The 12,307-nt window shown below is 37.3% G+C and carries 8 protein-coding genes and 2 pseudogenes; 2 read left to right on the forward strand and 8 right to left on the reverse strand.

The window, feature by feature from the left end; all coding sequences use genetic code 11:
• Positions 1–98: 98 nt before the first annotated feature.
• Positions 99–407: a metal-sulfur cluster assembly factor gene (locus AC3WOM_RS00285; RefSeq protein WP_492444217.1), complete on the reverse strand. Its 309-nt coding sequence runs from the start codon at positions 405–407 to the stop codon at positions 99–101.
• Positions 408–459: 52 nt separating this feature from the next.
• Positions 460–1,224 carry a prolyl oligopeptidase family serine peptidase gene (locus AC3WOM_RS00290; RefSeq protein WP_492444220.1) on the reverse strand — a complete coding sequence of 255 codons (765 nt, stop codon included), beginning with the start codon at positions 1,222–1,224 and terminating at the stop codon, positions 460–462.
• Between the two features lie 121 nt (positions 1,225–1,345).
• On the opposite strand from AC3WOM_RS00290, the gene AC3WOM_RS00295 reads away from it, so the two are divergent.
• Positions 1,346–2,155, forward strand: coding sequence for a Cof-type HAD-IIB family hydrolase (locus tag AC3WOM_RS00295; protein ID WP_427538617.1), 810 nt, complete (start codon positions 1,346–1,348; stop codon positions 2,153–2,155).
• A 135-nt stretch (positions 2,156–2,290) separates the two neighbouring features.
• Positions 2,291–3,148, forward strand: coding sequence for a DegV family protein (locus AC3WOM_RS00300; RefSeq protein ID WP_492444427.1), 858 nt, complete (start codon positions 2,291–2,293; stop codon positions 3,146–3,148).
• Between the two features lie 50 nt (positions 3,149–3,198).
• Here the strand turns inward: AC3WOM_RS00300 and AC3WOM_RS00305 are convergent, their stop codons facing one another.
• The 6 genes and pseudogenes from AC3WOM_RS00305 to AC3WOM_RS00330 all read right to left on the reverse strand — a co-directional run bounded on the left by AC3WOM_RS00305 (position 3,199) and on the right by AC3WOM_RS00330 (position 11,892).
• Positions 3,199–4,671: an alpha-amylase family glycosyl hydrolase gene (locus AC3WOM_RS00305; RefSeq protein ID WP_492444429.1), complete on the reverse strand. Its 1,473-nt coding sequence runs from the start codon at positions 4,669–4,671 to the stop codon at positions 3,199–3,201.
• Positions 4,672–5,041: 370 nt separating this feature from the next.
• Entirely contained in the window at positions 5,042–5,407 is a 366-nt protein-coding gene (locus tag AC3WOM_RS00310; protein WP_427538623.1) for a YisL family protein, read from the reverse strand.
• Between the two features lie 136 nt (positions 5,408–5,543).
• A complete protein-coding gene (locus tag AC3WOM_RS00315; RefSeq protein ID WP_427538626.1) occupies positions 5,544–6,446 on the reverse strand; it encodes a fumarylacetoacetate hydrolase family protein in 903 nt (300 codons plus the stop codon).
• Positions 6,447–6,571: 125 nt separating this feature from the next.
• Positions 6,572–7,738 (reverse strand): DUF418 domain-containing protein, encoded by a 1,167-nt coding sequence (locus AC3WOM_RS00320; protein ID WP_427538629.1) that lies wholly within the window; start codon positions 7,736–7,738, stop codon positions 6,572–6,574.
• Between the two features lie 85 nt (positions 7,739–7,823).
• Positions 7,824–10,283, reverse strand: a pseudogene (gene addA / locus AC3WOM_RS00325) (helicase-exonuclease AddAB subunit AddA); the annotation flags it as partial.
• 100 nt (positions 10,284–10,383) lie between these two features.
• Positions 10,384–11,892, reverse strand: a pseudogene (locus tag AC3WOM_RS00330) (reverse transcriptase domain-containing protein).
• Positions 11,893–12,307 lie beyond the last annotated feature (415 nt).

Below are 12,307 nucleotides of genomic sequence, written 5' to 3' on the forward strand. Positions count from 1 at the left end.
GCAAATGTTTTCAGTAGCGAAAGCGAAGCGACTGCTACAAATGTTTTCTGTAGCGAAAACATAGCGGCAGATACAATTACGCCAAGGCGAAATTGATATTATCGAACACCTAAAGCCATTTTGGCATAGCGTGACATTTTATCTTTTGACCAAGGTGGGTTCCATACAATATTGACATTCGTGGATTTTACTTCTGGAAGTTCACCTAAAGCTGTATTAACTTGGTCCACAATAACTGGTCCAAGCGGGCACCCCATAGAAGTTAATGTCATTGTAACAATTGCAGCACCCTCATCATCTAATTCTACATCATATACTAAACCTAAGTTTACAATATCAATACCAAGCTCAGGGTCAATTACATTCTCTAGTGCACCTAACATGCTATCTTTCATATCTTGATCCATTTCATTTCTCCTTTCACCATAGTGTTAACTTTATCATAGCAGATGCATCTTATTATGCCAAATGCTGCGCAAGCCATTCAGTTGCTGCTAACATGCCCTCTCGCGACACAGCATGCCCTGCCTTTTTATCTGCAATAAATTTTAGATCTTCAGGGTTTGCCTCATAGTATTTGCGCAAAGATAAATAAAAATCATACGTTTCTTTAAAAGGGACTGTTTTATCCATTTCTCCATGCCAAAATAGCACTGGACGATGTGCAAATTTTTCTGGTGTTCGTGTGACATCATAAGTGGCAAGAAGCTCATTAGCCTGCTGTATTTCTTCCTCTGACATTGGCCATTGCACCCCACTTTTAGCAAACTGCTGTAATTGGTATTCACCTAATTTTACAAAGCCTGGAGCTCCCATACATACTGCCGCAGTTTGTATCCACCCATAGCGTTTTAAGCAGCCAGAAGTGACAATCCCTCCCATTGACGTACCAGCAATACCAATTTTATCATGTACTAATAAATGTTTATCCTTTAATCCATTATATAATTGTTCTATCTCATGAATAGAATTTAGAACGATATTCCAAAAATGGTTATTCATTTGTATCTCATTTAGACCCTCGCTCCGATCACCATGGAATTTAGCATCCGGTAATAGGACACGCACCCCTTTATTTACTAATTGATATGCATAATGTAAGTTATGTTCTTTCGCACTCATAAAGCCATGTAAGAAAATTACGACGGGGGTTTCTTCATTCATATGTTCATTATGTATATGCAATAATGGAATATTTCCCCACATTTCTTTTTCTACAATCATTTTTGTCACTCCCAACTTTTGTCTCTTCTTTATGTTAGCAAACTTTTTTCACTGTGACAAAATTTTGACGAATGGATAACAAAGAGATACTATTCAAACTATAGGAAAGGGGCAACGAGCTATGAAACCTCATTTAATCGTTTTAGATTTAGACGGTACTTTATTAACTGATCAACAGCAAATTTCAGCAAAAACGAAAAAAACATTATTGCAGGCAAAGGAACAGGGTCACCAGGTTATGATTGCTACTGGCCGACCATATCGAGCAAGTGATATCTACTATCATGAGCTTGGCCTGACAACACCTATCGTAAATTTTAATGGTGCTTACGTCCATCATCCAAAAAATGCTGCATGGCAGACTGTGCATACGCCAATCGATTTAGGGGTTGTACATGATGTCGTTGATTCGATAAATACCTATGAATACGAAAATATTATTGCTGAAGTAAAGGATGATATTTACGTGCATACAGAGGATGAACGGATATTAAATATATTTAATATGGGGAATCCAAAAATTACGCTTGGTGATCTCTATATCCACTTATTAGAAAATCCAACAAGCCTTCTGATTCAAGCAAATGAAGTAAACTCGATGATTATCCGTGATCATTTGCAGGCTGTACATGCAGAGGTTATTGAGCATCGTCGCTGGGGTGCGCCACTTCATATTATTGAGATTGTTCGACGCGGCTTAAATAAAGCAGTAGGAATTGCACACGTCGCAAAGGATTTAGGAATACCACGCGATCGGATTATCGCATTCGGTGATGAAGATAATGATCTAGAAATGATTGAGTATGCTGGGCTTGGTGTAGCAATGGGTAATGGGATTGCGACTTTAAAAAATATTGCCAATGAAATTACAACATCCAATAATGATGACGGTATTGCTAAAATACTCATTGAACGCTTAAAATTATCATAGTTAGTAAGTTTTAAATTTTTTTCAGGGAATTTTTCACACAAACATGTACTCTATAGACCTCAATGTTAGTCTATTTATTAAAATACTAGGGTAACTCAAATTAAAGTGAAAAAATGAATGTAGGGGGACAAAATGATGAAGATATTTACTGATAGCGGATGTGATCTGCCAAAGTCTTACTACGAAGAGAATGAAATCGTTCTTTTGCCATTACGAGTGCATTTGAACAACAATGAATATGATGATGTCGTGTCAATTGATTCAAAAGAGATTTACAATGCTATTCGTCAAGGCGCCCGCCCAAAAACATCACAAGTATCACCAGAGCTTTTTCTTAAGCACTTTGAAAGTCTAGCAAAAAATGAGGAGTCAGGAATTTATATCGCCTTTTCATCAGAATTATCTGGCACCTATAGTACTGCTGTCATGATTCGCAATCAAGTACAAGAGCAATATCCATCACTTAAATTGGCGATCATTGACTCTAAATGTGCTTCATTAGGTCATGGGCTAGTAGTCGAAGAAGCGGTTCGTCTTCGAAACTTAGGAGCTTCATTAGAGGACACCGAAGCTAGAATTACTGCCCTAGCCCCTCAAATGGAGCACCTTTTTACAGTAGAGGATTTAGATTATCTTGCCAAAGGTGGGCGTGTATCCAAGGCAAGTGCGTTTTTAGGTGGGCTTCTTAGTATTAAGCCAATTTTAAATGTAGAAGATGGCAAGCTTGTACCCATTGAAAAAACGCGCGGACGCAAAAAAGCAATTGCTCGCATGTTAGAATTAATGCAAGAGCGCGGTGAAAATTTCTCTGAGAAAGTTGTTGGTATCAGCCATAGTGATGATGAAGCTTTTGCAAGCGACGTAAAAGCCGCCATTCAAGAAAGATTTTCTCCTAAAGACATACAAGTAACAATGATTGGTTCAGCTATCGGCTCACACGTAGGACCAGGTACAATTGCCATCTTCTTTACGAATAAAAGCTATCATGCTTAAGACAAAAACCCCTTTACACAGACAAACTGTGTAGAGGGGTTTACAATTTTTTATTGAACTTCCTGCTCCTGACGTCGTACTTTACCACGTTTAATAATTACAAAGACAAACCCTATAAATATTACCCACACTAATCCAAGTGCTATCATATAAGGTATATTGAATCCTTCATCATTTTTAACCTGATAAATCTCCACCATTTCACGATCTAAAATAACTGGATAAACATCCTTTTCATTAATACGGACTTTCTCTTCATGTAAAATACCATTTAGCATTTTACCTTCGCCTAGCTGGGCTGGTGTTAAATCCACACGCTGTGTTTTACCCGTATTGTTGACCATAATGACCCACTTCTCTTCATCAGATGTACGTGTAAACACTAGTAAACCATTTTCATTAGTGATGATTTCAAAATCACCTTTACGTAATGTAGCTGATTTATTGCGTAATGATTGGACATTTTTAATATAATCGATGAGTTCTTCATCTGTTTTAAAATTGAAGATTTGATGTGTATCTGGCTTCGCTTCACCGTTCATTGCAATTTCTGTACCATATTGCACAACTGGAATCCCTGGTAGCATAAATAAAGCACCCATTGCCATTTTTAATCGAGTCGGTGGGAACATATTTTCATTTGCAGAATCGAAAGTAAAACGGTGCGTTTCTAACGAATCCACCATAATTTGTGTAGGTTTCTCACCTGTAATAGGCTCCATTAGTTTGGACGAATCCATATCAACATTTTTAAAAATATTACGGTAAATATCAGCAGTTGATGGTGAAAAGCTTGCATCAAAATTGGCATCACTTGCTTCATTTGAAATGACATAGAGAGACTTTTTCGCATCTTTTAATGCAGCTATTACATCATTGATAAATGCTGTATCAGCGTCTGCAATATTTGTTAGACGGATTCCGCCAATATCATATGTAGAGACAAAGTCTGTTGCTGATTTAATAAGCGCGTCCTGCACCTCTTTGTTCGTTAAGTCCCACTGTACTTGACCATTATTTGTAGAAGCAATCCAATCTTGTTTCGCAGAATCTTTTGCCCATTCATGATTTGGACTTACATTATTGAGTGGAAAATCAACCATGATAGCCATATTTTTTGCTTTATAGGCCTCTATAACACTTTGAAATTCTTCTGATATCCCAAAATGACGCTCGATTGTCGAATAGCTTGTTGGCATTGATCCATCGTATTTCTCTGTAGAAAAAATAGGACCAATAGAAACAATCGTATAGCCCATTTCGCCAATGAAATTCAGCTTATCTTGTAGACCTGTAAAATCACCACCTGCAAACTTTGAAGGGTCTTGCGTATTTGTATCAAAATCGTTAGTGCTCGAACTATTAAAGAAACGGTCAACGAGTAAATCATAGATGCTTTCTTCTGCAATCGTTCTTGTCGACATTTCATCAGCATGTGCTATTGGTGCTGCACTTATTAATGAAGTTGCTAGTAAAAGCGTTGCAGCTGTTGCACTTATCCACTTCTTGAATTTCACTTTCATTCCCTCTCTTTCAAACCAATCCATCGTCATTTTACCAAATAAAACAGTCACGTCGCTATCATTTCAAAATATTTTCCGAAAATGCAAAATGAATTACGGCAAAAAGGTGTCAACTTTTCCTTTTGATGCCCGTTATTGGGGAAGCTGAGCAGTTCTACAGTCTACCCGAGCGGTTCTTCGGTAAACCTGAGCAATGTCTCGCTCTACCCGAGCAATTCTTCGGTAAACCTGAGCAGTTCGTCATTCTACCTGAGCGGTTCTTCGATATACCTGAGCAATTCTACACTCTACCCGAGCAGCCACGAAGCTCTATAACCATTCTACAAAAAATAAAAGCCGGGAAGCGAAAACTTCACGACTTTTACAAGGATTATGCTAAGAAATCTTGACCCATTGGCAGCTTAAAGCCTAGGAACAATGTGATGAATAGGAATATAGCAAATAAGATCCAGAACATAACTGTTGATTTATTTTTCTTTTGGCGAACTAATACCATTTCCATCATACCAATTACTAAAATACCACCAAGGAATTTAAAGCCATAAAGCATACCCATGCCAAAACTTCTTCCCTCATTAAATAGTATGAGTCCAGTAATGATAATTAAAATGTAGAATAAACGTAATGTCATATGTAAGCCCTTTGACTTATTGCCCATAAATGAAGCAATTAAAAAAATGACAATAGCAACCACCCAAGTTGTAATATGCAAATCTGTTCTTATTAAAAAACTCATTTTCTTTCACCTCATATTCTTTTTTCTATCAAATTCTATCCTATCATGTGATGGAAAGGGTTTCAAACATTACAATAGTGTTCACATAATATACTTAAAAATCCGCGGAGCAAAAACTCACGCGGATTCGAATAAATTATTCAAAATGATTTACTAATGTACCAATGCCTTGAATCGATACTTTTACAGTATCTCCTGCCTTTAAAAATTGTGGCGGATTCATGCCTTTACCAACACCAGCTGGCGTACCTGTTAAAATAACATCACCTGGCTCTAATGTTACATGTTGAGATAAAATGGATACGAGCGCTTCTACAGAGAACATCATATCCTTTGTTGAGCCATTTTGACGCACTTCATCATTCACTTTTGTGACAACTGTTAAATCTTGTGGATTTGGAATCTCATCTTTCGTCACAAGGTATGGTCCAAGTGGGCAAGTTCCATCTAAGCTTTTTCCTAAGAAAAATTGCTTATGTTTTTCTTGTAAATCACGAGCTGTAATATCGTTAGCAATTGTGTAGCCAAATACATAATCATATGCTAAGTTTTTCGGTATATTTTTACCACGTTTACCAATAACAATAGCAAGCTCACCTTCATAATCTAGTTTCGAAGAAAGATCTGCGTGAATCGAAATTGTTTGACCATCAGCCGCAATTGCCGTTGGAGATTTTGTAAATATCATTAAATCTGTTGGTGCTGCCTCTGCACCCATTTCTTTTGCATGCTCATCATAGTTTTTACCAACACACATAATATTTTTTGGTGTACGTGGAATTGGTGATAACCATTCTATCACTGTAAATTCACGTTTAAAGCTTTCTGCACGGTCTGATTTTTCAGCCGCTTCTACTAATTTACGAATCTGTTCAACGAAATCAAAGCCTAACGCAATGCCATCCACAATCGAACTGGAAAAAGAAGGGAGAACTTGAAGTTCATTTTGAATAGCGAGCACATCCCATACCGCTTCTTCTTTTTTTACTTTCGGTCCAAAACTAACATGTCCACCTAATTTAAACGATAAAATTTTCATGATTTAAAGAGCTCCTTCTTTTTTCTACATAATACAACAATATGATAGAAATTGCCTTACTTTTGCGATAACAATTTTTATTGTTGTTAATTCTTCATACTTTATGCTATCGAAGCAGAAAATACTTAACCTTCATTCAATTTTATTTTATATGTTAATTTACGCCAAATCGCTTCTAAAGGACCTTGTCTCCATTTCGTTAGCCAAATTTCTGCTAGTATCATTTCCACAATAATTATGCCTAGTGCAATTAACACTCCCGTTGCTACACTTACTTTCCCATACCAGCCAAATCCAAATTGATAAAATAAAATCGTTCCAATAACCGATTGAAGTATGTACATTGTTAACGATATTCGTCCAATTTTTGCAAAGGGGCTTAATAGCTTTGGAACAACAGGAAGTAAGCAAAGTAATACAATAAGCCCTATATAACCGATAGATAAAATCGGACCTCCTATGTAAACCTTTAAGTAATCAAAAAGATACGTACGCGTAAACATAACAGGCAAACTTTTCACAAATATACCAATTGCCAACCCACTTACCGCTAAAGTCAGCCATAGCCACTTCAGTTCTCTTGCTCTCTCCACTAAACGCCATTTGGACGCTGCAGCACCTAATAGCATATACGGTAAAATTGTAAATAAAGAGACAAACCACATTCCGATACCTGCTTGAATCGATAAATCAGTTAAACGCTGCATAAAGGCATCAATCCAATTACCAGTACCATAAGCCGTTATTGCTTTCTCAACGGATGTAATATTTAAATACTCATCGACCTTTGTATCAAGATGAATAAATCCTACAACAAATAACATAAAGGCTTGGAAAACACCATTAATAATCACACTAATTGTCACTAACCAGACTGACTGAAGACGTAGTAATAATAATAAAAACACGCCACAAAAAGCATACATCATTAAAATATCGCCCCACCAGAGTAACAAAGCATGCAGCAGTCCAAATAAAAATAAGACCGAAAGTCGTCGCAGCCCTATCGTATAAAAGTTTTGCTGACGGCTCTGTGCTTTTCTCCATTGCATAGCGAGTCCATAGCCAAATAACATTGCAAATAGGGGATAAAAGCTGCTCTGTACATAAATATCTAAATTTTGCTGCCAAACGATATCTGATGGTGTTGTAAACCATGATGCTAGGTCAATATAGGGCATCGGTAAATAAAAAGCAAACATATTAACGAGTAAAATCCCTAACAAACTAATACCACGTAAAATATCTAATGTTGCAATACGCTCCTGCAACATTGTCGGTTTGAAATCCACAACATAACCTCCTCTTTCTTTTTACACTGTAGTGAGACAGAGCCTCTCCCTGTTAGAAAAGCTCTGTTCACTGCAATGGTCTTGTCTACGCATGTATGGATCGTTCAATGTCAAATAAGTACAATACTTTTTCACTAATTTGAATCTGAAGGATCGATTCAATCGCTTCACTATAAACTTTTAGCTGAACACCATATCGTCCTAATAATTCCTTCGATAACGCTGGCTCCTCCGCAAAATGAGATTGAATACGGTCTGTCTTATAATCTAGCAACACCCAATTACCATTTTCATCTTCAAATAAGCAATCAATTATACCTTGTACAATTTGAGCATCACCATCCTCATCTACTCTACTAATGGTAAACGGCATTTCTCTTCTGAGTTGTCGTGCTTTTTTTAAGCGCTGTCCAATCTCTGTTGTAAAGAAATTAAATATTTTCTCTTCAGAAACCATTTGTCCCTCAGTCTCTGTCAGCAGCTGCCTTGTCACTAAATTAGCAACAAACTCCTGTACCTCTTGGAGATTCAGAAAACCATTTTGAGGTATATGCTGCATAACCGTATGAATGGCTGTTCCTATTTCTGCACCTGTGAGCTGTTGTTGCTGTAAAAAGGTTGGTCTTGGTGCAATGGATGTCGCTTGCTGCTTAGTAGGTGAAGTAAAATAATATTCAGGCTCATTTTGCCGTTGCAAATTTTCCAAACGTTTAATTTCACTGACAGATGTTTTTGAACGCTTCTGTGTGGATTTTTGAAAAGGATACTGCGCTTGAAAGCGTGTCGTAATTGTTGTCAGCACGGCTTCATCCTCTGGCGTTTCAAATAATTGTTGCCCCTCATTTTTTATCGCATGTATATCGTACATATAATGACTAGTTTTAATCGGACGTATCCACCAATGTGAGACATCATCCAATGGTTGATATGATGTTGTAGCAATGGATACAAAATCATCATGTCTTGCAACGGCAGGACCTACCCAATCGAAGTAGCTATTTGCCCTTGCTCGTAAATACTCCTGTAGTGGAACATCCAAGGATAGACTTTGTGCATCCTGCCAATTGTCACGTGTTTTACTCCAATTTTTCACTGAGCCTATTAAGATTAATCGCTCCTTTGCACGTGTCATCGCTACGTATAATACACGCATTTCCTCCGCACGCATTTCCAGTTCTTTTTTCTCCTTCAATGCTAGAAATGGTAAGGATGTATACATAATACGGTTATCTGGATCAATTGCCTTTACAGCAAGACCAAAATCTTGATCGAATAAATAAGGTAGATGGAAATCCATTTTATTAAATGGTCTGCCCATCCCAGCAACGAATACTACTGGATACTCTAATCCCTTTGAAGAGTGAATCGTAACAAGACGCACAACATCATCTTTTTCTCCGATGGATTTGGCTGTTCCTAAGTCATCTCCACGTGTACGCATTCGATCAATAAAGCGTAAAAAACGAAATAGTCCTCTAAAAGCAGTTTGTTCATACATTAAAGCTCGATCATGTAAAATTCGTAGATTAGCCTGACGCTGTTTGCCATTCGGCATGGCACCAACCATCTCATAATAATGTGTATCTAAGTAAATTTTCCAAATTAAATCAGACAGCGAGCCACGGCGTGCTAAATCTCGCCAGTTCTCAAATGCCAGCATAAAACGTTGCAGCTTCTCAAATGTGACAGATTGTACACCATGCCCTTCACTGCGAATAAATTGCCTTAATGCATCATAAAATGGAGCCTTAGTATCCGCTAACCGAATTTTCGCCAGCTCATTTTCGGTTAAGCCAACAAAAGGAGCACGGAGTACAGAGGCTAATGGAATATCCTGATAGGGATTATCGATGACCTTCAGTACATTCAGCATAATCATAACCTCTAACGCATCAAAATAACCTTTAGAGGACTCTGCATAGAGTGGAATTCCAGCAAGCTTAAATTCTTCTACTAAGTCCGTTGACCAAGTCATTGAGCGCATTAAAATCACTATATCACTATATTTTAACGGACGTTCAGTCTTTGTTTTGGTATCGAAAACAGTCGTTCCATCCTCCATCATCTGCCGAATACGATCAATAATAAATCGAGCCTCATACTGTGAATTTTTTAATTCTTCTAGCTCTGAGGCTTCTTCTGTTGTTATATCCTCTGATTCTTCTTCCAGCTCCTCTTCCAAAGGGGGATGCATAATAACAAGCTCTACAGGCACCTCCCTATCATCATAAGGAGCCGCTGGTTTTAATGAGGCCTTTTCATCATACAAAATTTCCCCAACACGCTCACCCATAATCTGTGCAAAAATATAGTTTGTAGCGTTTAATACCTCTTTCCGACTTCGGAAGTTTGCATTTAAATCAATGCGCATACCAGTCGTATCAGGCGTCTCCATAAATTCCCCATATTTGCGCATAAAGAGCTTTGGTTCTGCTAAACGGAAGCGATAGATACTTTGTTTGACGTCTCCCACCATAAAGAGATTTCCATCTAGCTCTTCACCTGTTTTCACAAGCTGTAAAATTGTTTCTTGGAGCATATTTGATATGGATAGGTAAGCCTTTGAGGTCATCTCCAGCTTTTCCCCCCATTCACACCGTACGTGAGAGTTTCCTCTCATACGGCGTTCCATCAATTATGAATCTTTAAACTAATACTTTATTTCCAGCTTTAACACGAAGTTTATTTACTTTGTCCAAACTTTGTTTTGTTAACTCTAACATTTGAAGGTATTTATTAATTATGTCTTCTGTTGTGGCATGAATCAGTTTATGGGCTTCTTTCGTTATAAAAACTAAGTTGTCATACTTATCGTTTCCACCTTTTGCCTTCGGAACGATGTGATGTAATTCCATATTTTTCAGGATGAGTGCTTCTCCTGTGATCAAGCAAACCCCTTTTTGAGCAATGTATTTAGAAATACGATGTCGTTGTATTCAATACTACGATTGATTACAGGATTTTTCATGAGATACTTTACAACTTCTTCTGATACTGATTTTTGCTTTTTATGAATCAGACTTCTACCTTCAACTGTATAATTATTGATTTCTTGCGTAAAGTTTGTTGGACTTTTGTGTTTGATTCCATCGATAGGGAATATCGCTACTTTCGCAACGAATATCTTTTTCTTGCCAAGATAATCTTTGAAATGTTTCTTGTAGTACGTACTTGGCTCACCTTTATCCGATGAAACTTTCTTCAAGCTGTTATATAAGGTTCGTTTGACTGAAAATGCAATTTCACTAAAATCTTTCGTTACCATCGTTGCTTGCTGATAGAAGTTATGAAGCCCTAGAATTGTTGCATTGAGTTTGGGCACTTCTGAAGCAAATGAACATTTCTTTCAAGCTTGTGGCTCTTTTTAAGGTACTATATTTCACTGACCTATCAAGTCTAACCTTGCCACCAATAATTCTTTTACGCTCATAGTTTTTCTGTGTTTCAAACGTTTCCCACTGATTACTTATCCACCAATCTAATTCGTTTAGCACAATATTAGATAGTAGCGGTGATAAAATACCACCTTGAGGAGTCCCTTTATTAGGTGTTCCTACTCCTACAATTTCTGCTTTCAGTAGTTTACTTATGATTGAGAGAACTTTTTTATCCTGGATACCCATTGACCACATTTGTTTAAGAAGTTTGCCATGATTGACGTTATCGAAGAAACCTTTGATGTCAATATCAACCACATAGTGCAGTTTGTTGATGTTTGCTAATGTTACTGCTCTAGAATATGCATGTAAAGTTCCTCTGTTCGGTCGAAAACCGTAACTGTGATTATGGAATTTCGCTTCGCATATTGGCTCTAGAATTTGTTTAATACATTGTTGAATGATTCGGTCTTCGATTGTCGGAATGCCGAGTGGTCGAATCCCTCCATTAGCTTTTGGTATTTCTTTTCTTCTTATTTTGTGTGGTATGAAGTTTTCAAGTCTTTTTCTGACATAATCAATTAATGCGTTCGGGTCTTTTTCTCCGATAGTAACGATTGTCGATTCATTAATACCTTTGGTGAAAGAACCCTTGTTTTTCTCGATATTTCGATATGCCAGTAAAATATTTTCTCTATTAATAATCAATTCATACAGATTTTTAAAGCGTTTGTTCATTTGACTTGCTTTGTAAAGGTCATCTAAGGTTTGTTGCATATCGTAATATTCATTGTTTCGTAAGGACTGTCGTTTTAAAACTTTCTTGTTTGCTGTTTCAGTCAATACTCTCACCACTTTATTACTTCTTTTGGCGATTGCATTTCTTTTAGTCATACGAGAACCTGATAGTATAAAGTAATGTTTTAGTTATTCATAAATTGACTAATGGCTATCCCTCCACCGCTTATTATCACGGCTTCACTGGTACTGTGCCATCACTTTCACTGTGCTTAAAATGAGGTTATACTATAGACGTTTTCCCTCATACCGCTTCAACGAGTGCAATCTCTCCACGTAGCCAGCTTACCACGTTCCAAGAAATCATATCTGTACATCTAATACCTTTAAGTCATTCCTCTAACCCTGTTAGCTGGATAGTGCCTGTAACACTATAAGGTGTTTCATAAAGACA

The sequence above is a fragment of the Lysinibacillus sp. FW301-JW8 genome (assembly GCF_058788755.1).